Raw genomic sequence first — 15,870 nt, forward strand, 5'->3', positions numbered from 1 at the left:
ACCCTGACGGCGAAGCCGGCGAAGGGCTACGTGTTCGAGGGCGGCAAGTCGGAGGTCGTGTTCGGCCCGTGGACGCTCAACCAGACGCCGTGCGACGAGAAGATCGCCGCTCCGGTCGCCACGTTCACGGATGAATGCGGTGTCGACAACTACGTGCTGAGCTACGACAAGGCGCTCACCGGCGTCGAATGGTCGGAGTCGCTCGTCGACGGCAAGATCACCCTGACCGCGACGCCGGCGGAGGGCTACGCCTTCGAGAACGGCGAGTCCGAGGTCGTGTTCGGCCCGTGGACGCTCAACCAGACGCCGTGCGACGTCCTGATCCCGGTGCCGACCCAGGCCTCCTTCGCCGACGCGTGCGGCGTCGACAACGAGTCGGTCGCCTACGACGAGACGCTCCCGGGCGTCGTGTGGTCGGAGTCGGTCGCCGACGGCAAGCTCACGCTGACCGCGAAGCCTGCGAAGGGCTACGTGTTCGAGGGCGGCAAGTCGGAGGTCGTGTTCGGCCCGTGGACCCTCGATGACGAGCCCTGCATCGCGCCGGTGCTCGACGGCTCGGTCGCGACCGGCGTCTGCGAAGCGGACGCGCCGTGGATCTCGTACAAGGTCACGCTGACGGATCCTGACGACCAGGCGACCAGCCGCGACGTCTCGCTCGTCCTGAGCGATGGGGAGCACACCGAGACGATCGCCCTCGGAACGCTGAACGACGAGGGCGTGCTCGAGGACCGCGTCCTCTGGCCCGGCGCCTCCGTCGACGACGAGGGCAACGCGACCGGATGGCCGGGCTGGAAGCAGCTCGGCGATGGCACGTGGGTCCAGACCGACGACAACTTCGCCTGGACCCGCGACCTCACGAGCGCGACGTTCATCGTGAACCCCGAGCTCTCGATCGCGCTGAGCTACCCGCCGGCCACGCCCGACTGCATCGCGGCGCCGCCCGCGCCCGAGACCCCGGGTGAGCCCGGCGGCGACGGAGCGGCACCCGCCGGCGACGGCCTCGCGGACACCGGCTTCGCCGGCACGACGATCGCGATCGTCGCGGGCGTCGTGGTCCTGGCAGGCATCGCGTTCCTCGTGATCGCTCGCCTGCGCCGCAAGCAGTCCTGACGCAGCACACGAAGGGGGTCCGGTTCGCCGGGCCCCCTTCGTCGTCCGCGCCGTCGGGTCGCCGCGATGACCGGGCGCGCGCGACGAAGGGCGCGCCGCGACGCCGTCCGCCTCGCGTGGGCGGCCCGGGCGCGGGGCATCCGGATCAGACGCGAACGGCCGCGAGCACCCGCTCGGCCGGCAACGAGGCACCGCTCGCCTCGACCTCGTGCACGAGCGCAGTGAGCGCGCGACTGACGGGGGCATCGAGCCCGGCGAGCGCGGCCTCGCGCACGACGGCGCCGTTCAGGAAGTCGATCTCCGTGGGCTGGCCGCGGCGCAGGCTCTGCTGCGTCGAGCCGAGGTTCGGCACCCGGCCCATCCGCACGCCCATGAGCCAGGGGAGTGCCTGACCGAGCGCGAGCGGCAGCCGTGCGAAGAGCCGCAGCCGCCGATCGCCGAGGCCCTGCAGGGCACCGAAACGCACCCCGCGCGCGATGCCGGTGCGCACGGCCTCGCGCATCGACGCGGCCACGACGAGACGCAGCCGGCGGTCCCCGATGACGTCCTGCACGCTCCGGCCGACGATCGCGGGCACGGCGTTCAGCATGTTCACGATGAGCTTCGTCCACTGGGCGCCGCGGAACCCGGCGATCGCGACGACGGGCACGGCCTCGGAGAGGATCGTCGCGAGGCGGATCGACTCGGCGTCGGGGGCGCCGTCGCCGCGGCCGAGATAGCTCGTCGCCGGCGTCGTCACCCGCACGACGCCGGGCTCGGTGTAGTTCGCCGCGATGATCGAGAGCAGTCCGACGGCGGTCGACCCCGGCAGGACGCGCTCGGCCGTCGCGACGCCGTCGAGCCCGTTCTGCACGATGACGAGCGGCACTCCGTCGAGGAGCGAGGCGTTCGCGGTGAGCGCCGCCTCGGCGTCCTGCGCCTTCGTGCAGACGAGCGCGAGCTCGGGGTGGACCGTGAGCAACTCGCTCGCCGCGACCCTGACGTGGGCATCGCCGTAGCCGCCGCTCAGGCGGATCCCGTCCGCCCTGATCGCCTCGAGTCCCGCGCCGCGCGCGGTCACCTCGATCTCGTGCCCCGCGCGCGCCAGCAGCGCCGCGAATGTTCCGCCCAGCGCTCCGGCGCCGATGATGCCGATCCTCACCGCTCCAGCGTAGGGCCGCGTCGGGCCGCACCGGTCCGGGTCCCGGCGACTGTTAGCCTGTACCGCGTGAACAGCGGCATCCTCCTCGTCGACAAGCCGCAGGGGATCACGAGCCACGACGTCGTCGCCCGCATGCGGCGCCTCGCCGGGACGCGCAAGATCGGCCATGCCGGCACGCTCGATCCGATGGCGACGGGGCTGCTCGTGCTCGGCGTCGGCAACGCCACGCGTCTCCTGCATTACCTCGTCGGGCTCGACAAGGAGTACTTCGCGACGATCCGGCTCGGGTGGGGCACCACGACCGACGACGCCGAGGGCGAGGCGCTGCCCGCCACTGCCCAGATGACGGCGGCCGCGCTCGCCCAGGACGAGTCGTCGCTGCGTGAGGCCATGCTCGCCTTCACGGGCGAGATCGATCAGGTGCCGAGCGCGGTGAGCGCGGTGAAGATCGACGGCAAGCGGGCGTACCAGCGGGTGCGCGACGGCGAGGCCGTCGAGATCGCGCCCCGCCGGGTCACCGTCTCGGCCTACGAGCTGCTCGCGGTTCGGCCCGGCGAGGGATGCCTCGACCTCGACGTGCGCGTCGAGTGCTCCTCCGGCACGTACATCCGGGCACTCGCGCGCGATCTCGGCGCCGCGCTCAGCACGGGCGGTCACCTGACGGCACTCCGCCGCAGCCGCATCGGCCGATTCGGCGTCGACGAAGCCGCAGCGCTCGAGGGCTTCGACGTCGCTTCGGCCATGATGAGCCCGACCGCCGCGGCGCGACGGGCGCTGCCGGTCGTCGAGTTCTCCGAGGCGGAGGCGATCGACCTCGGGCACGGCAAGCGCGTGCCGGTCAGCGGCGCCGGCGACGAGGCATCCGCCGATCGCCGCGGCGAGCCCTTCGCGGCCGTCGCGCCCGGCGAACGCCTCATCGCGATCGTCGAGCGCCGCGGAGGGCAGTGGAAGGTCGTCACGGGGTTCCCGCAGGAGGTCGGCGCATGATCGAGTGGTTCGCCTGGGTGCAGCTCGCGGTCGCCGTCGCGGCCGGCCTGCTCTGCCTCGTGCTCGGCTTCGCCGGCCGCGTGCCGAGCGACCTCACGCTCGGGGCGCTCGCCGTCGTCGAGCTCCTCATCCTCGTGCAGATCGTGGTCGCGATCGCCGCGCCCGCGTTCGGCAACTCGCCGACGGGCAGCGCGCTCGAGTTCTGGGTCTACCTCGTCTCGGCGGCGCTGCTGCCGCCGGCCGCCGCGTTCTGGGCGCTGCTCGAACGCAACCGCTGGTCGACCGTCGTGCTCGGCGTCGCCGCGCTCTCGGTCGGCGTGATGGTGTACCGGATGCTGCAGATCTGGACCGTGCAGTCGGTCTGAGCGCCGCACTTCTGAGAGAATCGAAAGACATGGAAAGCCTGCAGAGCGCCCCGGCGGAGACCCGTACGCCGACGAAGATGAGCGGCATCGGGCGCGTACTGGTCGCCGTCTACGGCGTGCTGGCCCTCGCGGCCCTGGGTCGCTCCTTCGTGCAGATCGTCTCGAAGTACGACGAGGCGCCGCTCGCGTACGCGCTGTCGGCGCTCGCCGCCGTCGTCTACGTCGTGGCGACGATCGCGCTCGTGCGGCCCGGAGTGGTCTGGTACCGCGTCGCCTGGGCGACGATCGCGTTCGAGTTCACCGGCGTGCTCGTCGTGGGCACGCTGAGCATCGTCGACCCGGCGCTGTTCCCGCACGACACGGTGTGGTCGTGGTTCGGCCGCGGGTACCTGTTCATCCCGCTCGTGCTGCCCGTGCTCGGCATGTGGTGGCTCGCGAAGCACCGGCCGACGGCGGGCGCCGAGTGAAGACGTACAAGGGGCTCGGCGCCGTCCCCGAGGGCTTCGGCCCCTCGGCGGTCACGATCGGCAAGTTCGACGGCGTGCACCGCGGGCACCGCGAAGTCATCGCCCGCCTCCGCGGGATCGCCGAGGCCGAGCATCTCGCCACGACGGTCGTGACGTTCGACCGCAATCCGCTCGCGCTGCTCGCGCCCGAGAAGTGCCCCGAGTCGCTCGTGAGCGTGCGCCAGAAGCTCGAGCTGCTCGCGACGACCGGGCTGGATGCCACGGTGCTGCTGCCGTTCGATCGTGCACTCGCCTCGGTGCCGGCGACGGAGTTCGTCGAACGGGTGCTCGTCGACACGCTGCAGGCGAAGGCCGTGCTCGTCGGCGGCGACTTCCGCTACGGCGCCCGCGGCGCCGGGGACGTGCCGCTGCTCATCGACCTCGGCGCGCGCTTCGGCTTCACCGTCGAGGTGGTCGACGACGTCGCCCCCGAGGGGGAGCGGCGGGTGTCGTCGACCTGGGTGCGCGAGCTCCTCGCCGACGGCGACGTGCGGCGCGCCACCGAGATGCTCGGCCACACGCCGACCGTGTCGGGCATCGTCGTGCACGGTGCGGCCCGCGGGCGCGAGCTCGGATTCCCGACCGCGAACCTGACGCCCGAGTCCGAGGGGCTGATCCCCGCCGACGGCGTGTACGCGGGCTGGCTCACCGACGCTGGCACGCGATACCCGGCGGCGATCTCGGTCGGCGACAACCCGACCTTCGAGGGCGTGCCGAAGAAGCAGGTCGAGGCCTACGTGCTCGACCGCGAGCTCGATCTCTACGACCACGTCGTCGACGTCGAGTTCGTCGACCGCATCCGGGGCATGGTGGCCTTCACCTCGATCCCCGCGCTCATCGACACGATCCGCGACGACGTCGAGCGAACCCGGGGCATCCTCGACCTGTGAGCGGCGCGTCCCGCGGGCCGACCTAGACTCGTGGGAGTGACCCGACCGCCGTCTCGACCGTTGTGGGCGGGCCGATCGCTCGCGCTCGTCGGCATCGTGCTCGTCGCGTTCAACCTGCGGACCGCGGTCGCCTCCCTCTCGCCGATCCTGGCGCGGCTGCAGGAGGACATCGCGCTCGGGCCGGCGGTCGTCGGCCTGCTCGGCATGCTGCCGCCGCTCTGCTACGCCGTGTTCGGCATCGCGACGCCGCGGCTGGCGAGACGGATCGGGCTCGAGCCGATGCTCGTCGGCGCACTCGTGGTGCTCGGCGTCGGCCTCGCCTGGCGCGGACTCGCGGGCTCGGCGGTCGCCCTCGTGCTGGCGAGTGCGCTCGCTTTCGCCGCGATCGGCGTGGGCAACGTGCTGCTGCCCCCGCTCGTGAAGCGGTACTTCCCCGACCGCATCGGGCTCATGACGACGATCTACGTGACCGCGATGTCGGTGAGCACGTTCATCCCGCCGCTCGTCGCCGTGCCGGTCGCAGAGGCATCGGGGTGGCGCGTCTCGCTCGGCGAGTGGGCGGTCGTGGCGGCGCTGTCGCTCGTGCCGTGGATCGCGCTGCTCGTACGGTCGAAGCGGGGGCGGCAGGCCGCCGCGCCCGCGACCGAGCCCGAGGAGGCGGGTCCGGGCGGGTTCGCGCAGATGGCGCGCTCGCCGCTCGCGTGGGCGCTCACCGTGGTGTTCACGGTCTCGGGCTTCAACGCCTACGCCGCGTTCGCCTGGTTGCCGCAGATGCTGCACGACATCGCCGGGACGACGCCGGCCGAGGCGGGGGCGCTGCTCGCGCTCTATGCGGCGATGGGCTTGCCCGCAGGGCTCGTCGTGCCGATCATCGCCGCGCGGTACGGGCGGATCCGGCTGCTCGTCGGCGTCTCGGTCGCGTCGTTCGTCGTGGGTTACCTCGGGCTGCTGTTCGCGCCGTCGACGGCGACCTGGCTCTGGGTCGTGCTGATCGGCATCGGCCCGATGATCTTCCCCCTCACGCTCGTGCTCATCAACCTGCGCTCGCGCACGCACACCGGGGCGGTCGCGCTGTCGGGATTCGTGCAGTCGGTCGGCTACCTGATCGTCGCCGTCGGCCCGCTCGTCGTCGGCCTCCTGCACCAGGCGAGCGGGGGCTGGACGCTCCCGCTCGTGCTGCTGCTCGTCTCGGCGCTGCCCGCGGCGGTCGCCGGGGTCGTCGTGGCGAGGCCGCGGTTCGTCGAGGACGACCGCCAGGGGCGCTGAACGGGCGTCGCCGCGGCGATGCCGTCGCGCCCCGCGCGGTCAGACGATGAGATCGGGCCGGTGCACGAGCGCCGCGGCGCCGATCAGCGGCCCCTCGTCGGAGAGCGCGGAGGGGACGATCTCGACGCGCGTCGCGAAGGCGAAGCCGGTGCGCTCGGCGACGGCGGCGCGGGCGTGGTCGAGGAGCACGGGGGAGACCCGGGAGAACCCGCCGCCGATCGCGACGAGGTCGAGGTCGAGGAGGTTCGTCGCCGAGGCGATGGCGTGGCCGATCGCGGTGCCCGAGCGTTCGACCGCCGCGAGCGCGACGGGGTCGCCTGCGGCGTGGGCACGGGCGAGGTCTTCGCCCGTCGTGCCGGTGAAACCGCGAGTGCGGGCCCACGCGACGGTGCGCGGACCCGACGCGATCGCCTCGAGGCAGCCGCGGCCGCCGCAGCTGCAGAGGTCGTCGAACCCGCCGACCTCGACGTGGCCGATGTGCCCGCCGTTGCCGGTGGGGCTCGCGACGGCGCGGCCGCCGATCACGAGCCCGCCCCCGACGCCGGTCGAGACGACCATACCGAGGAGGTTCTCGTGGCGAGCGCCGGCACCGGCGCCGACCCAGTGCTCGGCGAGCGCGATGCAGAGGCCGTCGATCCGCAGCACCACGGGCGTCTCGGGCAGGGTCTCGGTGAGCCGGTCGCGAAGGGGGTGGCCGCGCCAGGCGGGGACGTTGAGCGGGGAGACGCGCCCCGTGGCGACCTCGATCGGGCCGGCAGAGCCGACGCCCGCGCCGACGAGCTCGGCGTCGGCCGGGAGTGCGGCCCTGGCGGCCTCGACGACCTCGCGCACGGACCGGTCGAGTTCTTCGGCGGTCGCGGTCGCACCGGTCGGCCGACGGTGACGGGAGCCGGTGAGGAGGGTGCCGTGCTCGTCGACGAGCGCGGCTTCGACCTTGGTGCCGCCGAAGTCGACGGCGAGCGCGAGGGGCGTGGGCATTGCACCAGCATAGGCGCGCAGCATCCGACAGCGACTTGCTCATATGAGCAGGATCGCCTGCGAGTGTTGCCGATGCGCACGCGGCTGCCTACGCTGGAAGTCGAGGCGGACGGAGGCGCATGGACGAGATCGACGAACTCCTCTCCATCAGGGCGGCAGAGCTCTACTACGAGGAGAACAAGACCCAGGACGAGATCGGCCAGGCGCTGAATCTCACCCGGTGGAAGGTGGGGCGCCTGCTCGCGCAGGCGAAGCACCGCGGGTTCATCCGCATCGAGATCCTGCACCCACGCGCCCGTCGGCTGCCGATCGAGCGACGGCTCCGCGAGGAGCGCGGCCTCACCGACGCCATCGTCGTCTCCTCCGCCGGCGTCTCCTCGGCCGAAGAGCTGCAGGCGCGCACGGCGCAGGCCGCCGCCGACTACCTGACGGCCCTCCGCCCCGTGCCGCGCACGCTCGGCGTGAGCTGGGGCCGCACGCTCTTCGAGATCTCCCAGCACCTGCGCAACGGCTGGGCGACCGGCGTCAACGTCGTGCAGATCAACGGCGGCGTGAGCCTCAACCGACGCGCGGGCACCGCCGCGGCGACCGCCGTCGCGATCTCGCAGAAGGGCGGCGGCCAGGCGACCCTCCTGCCGAGCCCTGCCATCCTCGAACGCCTCGAGACGAAGCACGCGATCGAGTCCGACCGCGTGGTCGCCGGCGTCATCGAGCTCGCCCGCTCGGCCGACGCCTACCTGTTCAGCGCCGGCGCCGCCGACCACAGCTCGGTCCACGTCGAGAGCGGCTATCTCGCGCCCGGCGACGTCGACCTCCTCGTGGCCAAGGGTGCCGTCGGCGACGTCGTCGGCCGGTACATCGACTCCGACGGCAACATCGTCGACCCCGCCCTCGACGCCCGCACCGTCGGGCTCACGCTCGACGAGATCCGCAGCTCACCGCTCTCGATCGCCGTCGTCGCGGGCCCCGCCAAGCACGCCGTGGCCGACGCGGTCGTGCGCAGCCGGCTCTGCACGGTGCTCGTCACCGACGAGTCCACCGCCCTCCACCTCCTCGACGGCTGATCCAGCGCCGTCGTCCACCACACGAAAGCCAGGTCCACTCATGTCAGCACCGGTCAACGCCGGCACTGCCCTCGCCACCGCGCGCGAGCGCGCGCTCGCCGTGCTCGGCGGCGAGCCCGACGACCAGACGCTCGGTCGCTACCTCCACGGCATCCCCGGGGTCGACGCCGTCGGCCTCGAGCAGCGCGCCGCCGCCCTCGGCACCCGTTCGATCAAGACGACGTCGAAGGCCTGGGCGCTCGACCGCATCATCGAGCTCATCGACCTCACGACGCTCGAGGGCGCCGACACCCCGGGCAAGGTGCGCTCGCTCGTCGCGAAGGCGCTCACCCCCGACGCATCCGACCCGGCGACGCCGCGCGTCGCCGCCGTGTGCGTCTACGGCGACATGGTGCCGTTCGCCGTCGAGGCGCTGGGCGCCGCGCACGGCGACCCCGACGACGGCCTGATCTCGGTCGCCGCGGTCGCCACCGCGTTCCCGAGCGGCCGCTCCTCGCTCGCGATCAAGCTCGCCGACACGGCCGAGGCGGTCGCCGCGGGCGCCGACGAGATCGACATGGTCATCGACCGCGGAGCCTTCCTCGCCGGACGCTACGGCGAGGTCTTCGACCAGATCGTCGCCGTGAAAGAGGCCTGCCGCCGGCCCGACGGCACGAGCGCGAGCCTCAAGGTGATCCTCGAGACCGGCGAGCTCGTGACCTACGACAACGTGCGCCGTGCCTCGTGGCTCTCGATCCTCGCGGGCGGCGACTTCATCAAGACCTCGACCGGCAAGGTGTCGCCGGCCGCGACCCTGCCCGTGACGTTGCTCATGCTCGAGGTCGTGCGCGACTGGCACCGCCTGACGGGGCACAAGGTCGGCGTGAAGCCGGCGGGCGGCATCCGCTCGTCGAAGGACGCGATCAAGTACCTCGTCACCGTCGCCGAGACCGTCGGCGAGGAGTGGCTCGTGCCCCATCTGTTCCGCTTCGGTGCGTCGAGCCTCCTCAACGACGTGCTGCTGCAGCGGCAGAAGCTGAAGAGCGGCCACTACTCGGGCGCCGACTACGTGACGATCGACTGACTGGACTGGACTGGACATGAGCTTCCTCGACTACGCACCCGCCCCCGAGTCGCGGGCGATCCTCTCGCTCCGCGACAGCTACGGCCTCTTCATCGACGGCGAGTTCGTCGACGGCCGCGGCACCCCCTTCCAGACGATCTCGCCGGCGAGCGAAGAGCGCATCGCGACGATCGCGAACGCGAACGAGGCCGACGTGGCCGACGCGGTCGCCGCGGCCCGGCGCGCCTACGACCGCGTCTGGTCGAAGATGAGCGGCCGGGACCGCGGCAAGTACCTCTTCCGCATCGCGCGCCTCGTGCAGGAGCGCGCCCGCGAGCTCGCGGTCGCCGAGTCGCTCGACAACGGCAAGCCGATCAAGGAGTCGCGCGACGTCGACGTGCCGCTCGTCGCTGCGTGGTTCTTCTACTACGCGGGCTGGGCCGACAAGCTCGACCACGCGGGCCTCGGCGCCGACCCGCGCTCGCTCGGCGTGGCCGCCCAGGTCATCCCGTGGAACTTCCCGCTGCTCATGCTCGCGTGGAAGATCGCGCCCGCGCTGGCCGCCGGCAACACCGTCGTGCTGAAGCCCGCCGAGACGACGCCGCTCACGGCGCTCATCTTCGCCGAGATCCTGCAGCAGGCCGAGCTGCCGCCGGGCGTCGTGAACATCATCACGGGCGCCGGCGACACGGGGGCCGCCCTCGTCTCGCACGAGGGCGTCGACAAGGTCGCCTTCACGGGCTCGACCGCCGTGGGCCGGGCGATCGCGAAGCAGATCGCCGGCACCGACAAGCGGGCCACGCTCGAGCTCGGCGGCAAGGCGGCGAACATCGTGTTCGACGACGCGCCCGTCGACCAGGCGATCGAGGGCATCGTCAACGGCATCTTCTTCAACCAGGGCCACGTGTGCTGCGCGGGCAGCCGCCTGCTCGTGCAGGAGAACATCCACGACGAGGTCGTCGAGCGGCTGAAGACGCGTCTCTCGACGCTGCGCCTCGGCGACCCGCTCGACAAGAACACCGACATCGGCGCCATCAACTCGCGCGAGCAGCTCGACCGCATCCGCGAGCTCAGCGACGCCGGCGTCGCCGAGGGCGCCGAGCGGTGGAGCGCGCCGTGCGAAATCCCCGAGAACGGCTTCTGGTACGCCCCGACGATCTTCACCGGCGTGCAGACCTCGAGCCGCATCGCCCGCGAGGAGATCTTCGGACCGGTGCTCTCGGTGCTGACCTTCCGCACTCCTCAAGAGGCGATCGCCAAGGCGAACAACACGCCCTACGGCCTCTCGGCGGGCATCTGGACCGACAAGGGCAGCCGCATCCTCGCCGTCGCCGACCAGCTGCGCGCCGGCGTGATCTGGGCGAACACCTTCAACCGCTTCGACCCGAGCTCGCCGTTCGGCGGCTACAAGGAGTCGGGCTATGGCCGCGAAGGCGGCCGCCACGGGCTCGCCGCGTACCTCGCGCCGGCGCCCATCGGGCAGGCGGCGGTCGCACGCTCCGCCGCGAAGTCGGCGATCACGGCGGATGCCTCGGCGTCCGAGCCGGCCGCCAAGCGCACGCGTCGAACGCAGAAGGCCACCACGAAGGGATCGAAGCGATGACCCGCCTCGCCGTGCCGAAGACGTACAAGCTCTACATCGGCGGCAAGTTCCCGCGCAGCGAGTCGGGGCGCACCTACGAGGTCTCGGCGCCCGACGGCCGCTTCCTCGCGAACGCCGCCCTGGCCTCCCGCAAGGACGCGCGCGACGCGGTCGTCGCCGCGCGCTCCGCGGTCTCGGGCTGGGCGGGGGCGACCGCGTACAACCGCGGCCAGGTCCTGTACCGCATCGCCGAGCTCCTCGAGGGGCGCCGGGCGCAGTTCATCGCCGAGATCGAGGAGTCCGAGGGCGTCTCGCGCGCCGTCGCGGCCGCACAGGTCGACGAGTCGATCGACCGTTGGGTCTGGTACGCCGGATGGGCCGACAAGTTCGCCCAGGTCGCGGGCAACGCGAACCCGGTGGCGGGCCCGTACTTCAACATCTCGGTGCCCGAGCCGACGGGCGTGGTCGCGATCGTGGCCCCGCAGGACACCTCACTCCTCGGCTTCGTCTCCGCGATCGCGCCGGCGCTCGTCGCCGGCAACTCCGTCGTCGTCGTGGCGAGCGAGCGCTTCCCGCTGTCGGCGATCAGCCTCGCCGAGGTGCTCGCGACGAGCGACGTGCCGGGCGGCGTCGTGAACGTGCTGACGGGTTCGCCGGCCGAGATCGCCCCCTGGCTCGCGAGCCACGCCGACGTGAACGCGATCGACCTGGTCGGCGCGGGCGCGCTCGACTGGATCTCGCTCGAGGTCGACGCGGCCGACACGCTGAAGCGGGTGCTGCGCCCCGAGAACGGTCCGGATGCGGCGGCGCCGGCGCTCGGGCGCATCTCGGCCTTCACCGAGACGAAGACCGTCTGGCACACGAAGAGCCTGCGGTAGGGACGACGGTGGCGGGACGCAACGGCGCATCCGACGAACGCGGGCGGCTCGCCACCGACCCCTTCGACTACCGCATCTCGAAGGACGGTGCGGTGCTCGTGTCGCGCGGCGGCCGGGTCGTCACGACGGTCGGGGGGCGCGATGCGATGCGGCTCGGTGCCGCGTTGCAGCGGGCCGACGAGGAGCAGGCGCAGCATCTGCTCGCACGGGCGACGGGCAACTACCGGCGCGGCAACGAGCGGCGCTGACCACGGGGGCCCACTGACCGGACGGCGGTGGAATTCTTCGAGAATTTCGGTAACGAAACGGTAACGGTGTTGCTAGAGTAGCGTGCACCGCGCGGGCAGAGTCGCCTGTTCGGTGGAAAGGCCCGAACCCGTGAAGCACGCCTTCCGCATGGTCGAACCCGAGACCGTGCGGCGGTGGCCGAGTGCCGCCGCAGCCACGATCCCCGTCCGCCCCCGCCTGTCCCAGGCGTTCGCGAGCCCGCCCCGCCGAGCCGTCCGCGCGACGCTCGCCGCGATCGCGGTCGCGATCCTCGCCGTGGTGCTGTTCATCGCGCAGTCGCCGCCGACCGTCTACGCGATCGACGTGTTCGGTGCGCTCCGCGCTCCCGGTGAACCGGCCTTCACCGTCGGGCACCGCGGCGATCGTGCGACGGCTCCCGAGAACACCATGCCGTCGCTCGAGCTCGCGATGGACGAGCTGGCGTTCGTCGAGACCGACGTGCAGCTCACGCGCGACGGCGTGCCGGTGCTCTTCCACGACGTCACGCTCGAGCGGGTCACCGGCGATCCGCGCTCCGTCGGCGAACTCGACCTCGCCGAGCTCGAGCGGCTCGATGCCGGTGCCTGGTACGCGCCGGAGTTCGCGGGCACGCCGATCCCGACGCTCGAGGCGTTCCTCCTCGCGCTCGCCGAGCGGGACGACGCCCGCGCGCTCGTGGAGCTGAAGGCCGACTGGACTCGCGACGAGGTGCGCCTCGTGACGGACCTCGTGGAACGGCACGGCCTCCGCGGACGGATCGTGCTGCAGAGCTTCAGCCTCGAGACGCTCGACTCGTTGCGGGCCGTCGCGCCGACCCTGCCGCGCATCATGCTCATCCGCGAGCTGCCGGCGGATCCGGTGCCGCTCGCCGAGCGGCTCGGGCTCATCGGATTCGGCACCACGGTCGATTCGGTGACCGCGCAGCCCAGTGCGCTGGTCCTCGCGCACGAGGCCGGCATCGCGGTGCTCTGCTACACGCTCAACACCGACGAGCACTGGGAGGCGGTGAACGCCCTCGGCGTCGACGGCATCATCACCGACGAGCCGAGCGAGCTCGACGCCTGGCTCGCGGTGACCTCACCGGGAACCTGAGCGCCGCGGGTCAGCTGCGGTTGTTCGAGAGCTCGAAGATGCGCACCAGTTCGGCGACCGCCTCGTCGCGCTGCTCGCCGCCCTGCTCGTACATGTGCGAGACGTGCGTGCGCAGGTGGTTCTCGACGAGGAGCTTGTTCAGCGAACCGAGCGACTTCTGCACGGCGAGCGACAAGGTGATGATGTCGACGCAGTAGTCCTCGTTCTCGATCATCTTCTCGATGCCGCGCAGCTGGCCCTCGATGATCTTCGTGCGGTGCAGTGCGCGCTTCTTGATGTCCTCGATCACTCTCACAGGATACCCCGTTTGCGTCGAATACCCCTAGGGGGTACTCTCGAACGCATGACGACGCTCGACACACCACCGGTCCGCACGATCGATCTCGACATCGAGGGCATGACGTGCGCGAGCTGCGTGGGCCGTGTCGAGAAGCGCCTCGGCCGACTCGACGGCGTCGAGGCGGCGGTCAACCTCGCCACCGAGCGGGCGCGGGTCACCTTCCCGCAGTCCACCTCGATCGACGCGCTCGTCGACGCGGTCAGGCAGGCCGGCTACACCGCCACCCCCGTCGCGCAGCCGGATGCCACGGCGCTCGTGCCGTTCGTCGGCGTCGTCGCGGGGCACGCCGTCGCCCCGGGTGCCGAACCCGGCGTGTCGCGCGCGAGTGCCGACGACTCGTCACGAGCCGGCGCCGAGAGTGCGGCCGGCGACGGCCGCGAGGCATCCGACCCGCTCATGACCCGGCTCATCGTGTCGGCGGTGCTCACCCTGCCGGTCGTGGTCATCGCCATGATCCCCGCCTTCCAGTTCACGTACTGGCAGTGGCTCTCCCTCACGCTCGCCGCGCCGGTCGTCGTGTGGGGCGGTTGGCCGTTCCACCGGGCGGCCTGGCAGAACCTGCGCCACGGCGCCCTCACGATGGACACGCTCGTGTCGCTCGGCACCCTCACCGCCTTCGCGTGGTCGCTGTGGTCGCTGTTCTTCGGGCACGCGGGCATGCCGGGCATGACGCACGAGTGGTCGTTCGGCGTGCGCGGAACGCCGGGCGGCGACATCTACCTCGAGGTCGCGGCGGGCGTCATCACGATCCTGCTGCTCGGGCGCGTGCTCGAGGCGAAGTCGAAGCGGCGCGCGGGCCGGTCGCTGCGCACCCTGCTCGAGCTCGCGCCGCGCGAGGTCTCGGTGCTGCGCGGCGCGGACGACTCGGTCGAGGCCGAGGTGCGCGTGCCGATCAGCGCGCTGCGCCCCGGCGACCGCTTCGTGGTGCGACCCGGTGAGCGCATCGCCGCCGACGGCGTGGTCGCCGACGGCGAGGCGAGCGTCGACGAGTCGATGCTGACCGGCGAACCCGCACCCGTCGACGTCGCCGCCGGCGCCGCCGTCACCGCGGCGACCATCGTGCACGGCGGCAGCATCGTCGTCACCGCGACCCGCGTTGGCGCCGACACGAGGCTCGCGCAGATCGCGCGCCTCGTGGAGGACGCCCAGCTCGGCAAGTCGCGGGCGCAGCGGCTCGCCGATCGCATCTCGGCCGTGTTCGTGCCGATCGTCATCGCGATCGCCGTCGGCACCGCGATCGTGTGGATCGCGACCGGCAGCCCCGTCGAGCAGGCCGTCACCGCCGCGGTCGCGGTGCTCGTGATCGCCTGCCCGTGCGCCCTCGGGCTCGCGACCCCGATGGCGATCCTCGTCGGCACGGGCCGCGGCGCCGAGCGCGGGATCCTGATCACGGGGCCCGAGACGCTCGACCGCACCGCGGGGATCGACACGATCCTGCTCGACAAGACCGGCACGCTGACGACGGGCCGCATGCGCCTCGCCGAGGTCACCCCGACCGCCGGCACCGAGGCGGCCGTCGCGCTCGGCGTCGCCGCCGCCCTCGAGCGCCGCTCGGAGCATCCCATCGCACGGGCCGTCGTCGACGGCGCCGCCGAGCGCGGGGTGACCGTGCCCGAGGCGCTGGAGTTCCGCGCCCACGCCGGACTCGGGGTCACCGCGACCGTCGACGGCGTCCACGCCGCGGTAGGCCGCCCCGCCTTCCTCGAGGGGCTCGGCATGACCATGCCCGCGGCGCTCGCCGAACTGGTCGCCGCCTCCGACGCGACCGCGGTCGCCGTCGGCTGGGACGGCGAGGTGCGCGCCCTCCTCGAGGTGGGCGACTCGATCCGCCTGGGTGCGCGCGAGGCGGTCGACCGGCTGCGCGCCCAGGGGCTCGAGCCGATCCTGCTCACCGGCGACGCACGTCGCCCGGCCGAACGCGTCGCCGCCGAGCTCGGCATCGAACGGGTGCAGGCCGAGGTCAGCCCCGAGGGCAAGCTCGCCGCCGTCACCGAGCTGCAGGCGGCCGGACGCAAGACCGCGATGGTCGGCGACGGGGTGAACGACGCCGCGGCGCTCGCGGCGGCCGACCTCGGCATCGCGATGGGCGGCGGCACCGACGCGGCGGCGAGTGCGAGCGACCTCGCACTCACGCGCGACGAGCCCGGTGCGATCCCCGACGCGATCTCGCTCGCCCGTGCGACGCTCGGCACGATCCGCGGCAACCTCTTCTGGGCGTTCGCGTACAACGTCGCCGCGATCCCGCTCGCAGCGGCCGGGTTCCTCAACCCGATGATCGCGGGCGCGGCGATGGCGTTCTCGAGCATCTTCGTCGTGCTGAACAGCCTGCGGCTGCGTCGGGCCTGACCGCGAACCGTCCCAC

General features: G+C 72.5%; 16 protein-coding genes. 13 read left to right on the plus strand and 3 right to left on the minus strand.

The annotated features are described in order from the left end of the window. A partial coding sequence (locus ACFVTR_RS04435; RefSeq protein WP_387035088.1) for a hypothetical protein occupies nt 1–1,110 on the plus strand: 1,110 nt, incomplete at its 5' end. Nucleotides 1,111–1,255: 145 nt separating this feature from the next. Here ACFVTR_RS04435 and ACFVTR_RS04440 read toward each other — a convergent pair. Then, nucleotides 1,256–2,251, minus strand: coding sequence for a ketopantoate reductase family protein (locus ACFVTR_RS04440; RefSeq protein WP_387035090.1), 996 nt, complete (start codon nt 2,249–2,251; stop codon nt 1,256–1,258). 66 nt (nt 2,252–2,317) lie between these two features. Here ACFVTR_RS04440 and truB point away from each other — a divergent pair, with 66 nt between their 5' ends. From truB to ACFVTR_RS04465, 5 genes are read left to right on the plus strand one after another with little or no spacing between them, the layout of a single operon-like run. After that, nucleotides 2,318–3,238: a tRNA pseudouridine(55) synthase TruB gene (gene truB, locus ACFVTR_RS04445; RefSeq protein WP_387035092.1), complete on the plus strand. Its 921-nt coding sequence runs from the start codon at nt 2,318–2,320 to the stop codon at nt 3,236–3,238. After that, nucleotides 3,235–3,603, plus strand: a complete 369-nt coding sequence (locus ACFVTR_RS04450; protein ID WP_387035093.1) for a hypothetical protein — start codon at nt 3,235–3,237, stop codon at nt 3,601–3,603. Before truB ends, ACFVTR_RS04450 begins: the two co-directional genes overlap by 4 nt. A 29-nt stretch (nt 3,604–3,632) precedes the next feature. After that, a complete protein-coding gene (locus tag ACFVTR_RS04455; protein WP_387035094.1) occupies nt 3,633–4,070 on the plus strand; it encodes a hypothetical protein in 438 nt (145 codons plus the stop codon). After that, nucleotides 4,067–4,999 carry a bifunctional riboflavin kinase/FAD synthetase gene (locus tag ACFVTR_RS04460; RefSeq protein ID WP_387035096.1) on the plus strand — a complete coding sequence of 311 codons (933 nt, stop codon included), beginning with the start codon at nt 4,067–4,069 and terminating at the stop codon, nt 4,997–4,999. Before ACFVTR_RS04455 ends, ACFVTR_RS04460 begins: the two co-directional genes overlap by 4 nt. Before the next feature lie 36 nt (nt 5,000–5,035). Next, complete coding sequence (locus tag ACFVTR_RS04465) at nt 5,036–6,265, plus strand: CynX/NimT family MFS transporter (RefSeq protein ID WP_387035098.1); 1,230 nt, start codon at nt 5,036–5,038, stop codon at nt 6,263–6,265. 39 nt (nt 6,266–6,304) lie between these two features. On the opposite strand, the gene ACFVTR_RS04470 is transcribed toward ACFVTR_RS04465, so the two are convergent. Beyond that, the gene (locus ACFVTR_RS04470; RefSeq protein ID WP_387035100.1) at nt 6,305–7,243 is read right to left on the minus strand and encodes an ROK family protein; all 939 of its coding nucleotides are present in this window, start codon (nt 7,241–7,243) and stop codon (nt 6,305–6,307) included. 119 nt (nt 7,244–7,362) lie between these two features. Between ACFVTR_RS04470 and ACFVTR_RS04475 the strand changes: the two genes are divergently transcribed. The 6 genes from ACFVTR_RS04475 to ACFVTR_RS04500 all read left to right on the plus strand — a co-directional run bounded on the left by ACFVTR_RS04475 (nt 7,363) and on the right by ACFVTR_RS04500 (nt 13,168). After that, nucleotides 7,363–8,307 (plus strand): sugar-binding transcriptional regulator, encoded by a 945-nt coding sequence (locus ACFVTR_RS04475; RefSeq protein WP_387035102.1) that lies wholly within the window; start codon nt 7,363–7,365, stop codon nt 8,305–8,307. 40 nt (nt 8,308–8,347) lie between these two features. Then, nucleotides 8,348–9,370 carry a deoxyribose-phosphate aldolase gene (gene deoC / locus ACFVTR_RS04480; RefSeq protein ID WP_387035104.1) on the plus strand — a complete coding sequence of 341 codons (1,023 nt, stop codon included), beginning with the start codon at nt 8,348–8,350 and terminating at the stop codon, nt 9,368–9,370. 16 nt (nt 9,371–9,386) lie between these two features. Continuing rightward, a complete protein-coding gene (locus ACFVTR_RS04485; RefSeq protein WP_387035106.1) occupies nt 9,387–10,952 on the plus strand; it encodes an aldehyde dehydrogenase family protein in 1,566 nt (521 codons plus the stop codon). Continuing rightward, nucleotides 10,949–11,809 carry an aldehyde dehydrogenase family protein gene (locus ACFVTR_RS04490; protein WP_387035108.1) on the plus strand — a complete coding sequence of 287 codons (861 nt, stop codon included), beginning with the start codon at nt 10,949–10,951 and terminating at the stop codon, nt 11,807–11,809. Before ACFVTR_RS04485 ends, ACFVTR_RS04490 begins: the two co-directional genes overlap by 4 nt. Nucleotides 11,810–11,817: 8 nt before the next feature. Beyond that, nucleotides 11,818–12,057: a hypothetical protein gene (locus ACFVTR_RS04495; RefSeq protein WP_387035110.1), complete on the plus strand. Its 240-nt coding sequence runs from the start codon at nt 11,818–11,820 to the stop codon at nt 12,055–12,057. Nucleotides 12,058–12,187: 130 nt separating this feature from the next. Then, nucleotides 12,188–13,168, plus strand: coding sequence for a glycerophosphodiester phosphodiesterase (locus ACFVTR_RS04500; RefSeq protein ID WP_387035112.1), 981 nt, complete (start codon nt 12,188–12,190; stop codon nt 13,166–13,168). A gap of 10 nt (nt 13,169–13,178) precedes the next feature. Here ACFVTR_RS04500 and ACFVTR_RS04505 read toward each other — a convergent pair whose 3' ends face one another. Then, entirely contained in the window at nt 13,179–13,457 is a 279-nt protein-coding gene (locus ACFVTR_RS04505; protein ID WP_157422625.1) for a metal-sensitive transcriptional regulator, read from the minus strand. 54 nt (nt 13,458–13,511) lie between these two features. Here ACFVTR_RS04505 and ACFVTR_RS04510 point away from each other — a divergent pair, with 54 nt between their 5' ends. Then, nucleotides 13,512–15,854: a heavy metal translocating P-type ATPase gene (locus ACFVTR_RS04510; RefSeq protein ID WP_387035114.1), complete on the plus strand. Its 2,343-nt coding sequence runs from the start codon at nt 13,512–13,514 to the stop codon at nt 15,852–15,854. The last annotated feature ends 16 nt before the right edge of the window (nt 15,855–15,870 follow it).

Origin of the sequence: Agromyces sp. NPDC058126, assembly GCF_042884595.1 — a bacterium.
GTDB lineage: Bacteria > Actinomycetota > Actinomycetes > Actinomycetales > Microbacteriaceae > Agromyces.

Bases quoted from the DNA above. Each gene is read 5' to 3' on its own strand.
- ACFVTR_RS04450 (WP_387035093.1), top strand. From the start codon at position 3,235: ATGATCGAGTGGTTCGCCTGGGTGCAGCTCGCGGTCGCCGTCGCGGCC.
- ACFVTR_RS04455 (WP_387035094.1), top strand. From the start codon at position 3,633: ATGGAAAGCCTGCAGAGCGCCCCGGCGGAGACCCGTACGCCGACGAAG.
- ACFVTR_RS04470 (WP_387035100.1), bottom strand. From the start codon at position 7,243: ATGCCCACGCCCCTCGCGCTCGCCGTCGACTTCGGCGGCACCAAGGTC.
- ACFVTR_RS04475 (WP_387035102.1), top strand. From the start codon at position 7,363: ATGGACGAGATCGACGAACTCCTCTCCATCAGGGCGGCAGAGCTCTAC.
- deoC (WP_387035104.1), top strand. From the start codon at position 8,348: ATGTCAGCACCGGTCAACGCCGGCACTGCCCTCGCCACCGCGCGCGAG.
- ACFVTR_RS04485 (WP_387035106.1), top strand. From the start codon at position 9,387: ATGAGCTTCCTCGACTACGCACCCGCCCCCGAGTCGCGGGCGATCCTC.
- ACFVTR_RS04490 (WP_387035108.1), top strand. From the start codon at position 10,949: ATGACCCGCCTCGCCGTGCCGAAGACGTACAAGCTCTACATCGGCGGC.
- ACFVTR_RS04510 (WP_387035114.1), top strand. From the start codon at position 13,512: ATGACGACGCTCGACACACCACCGGTCCGCACGATCGATCTCGACATC.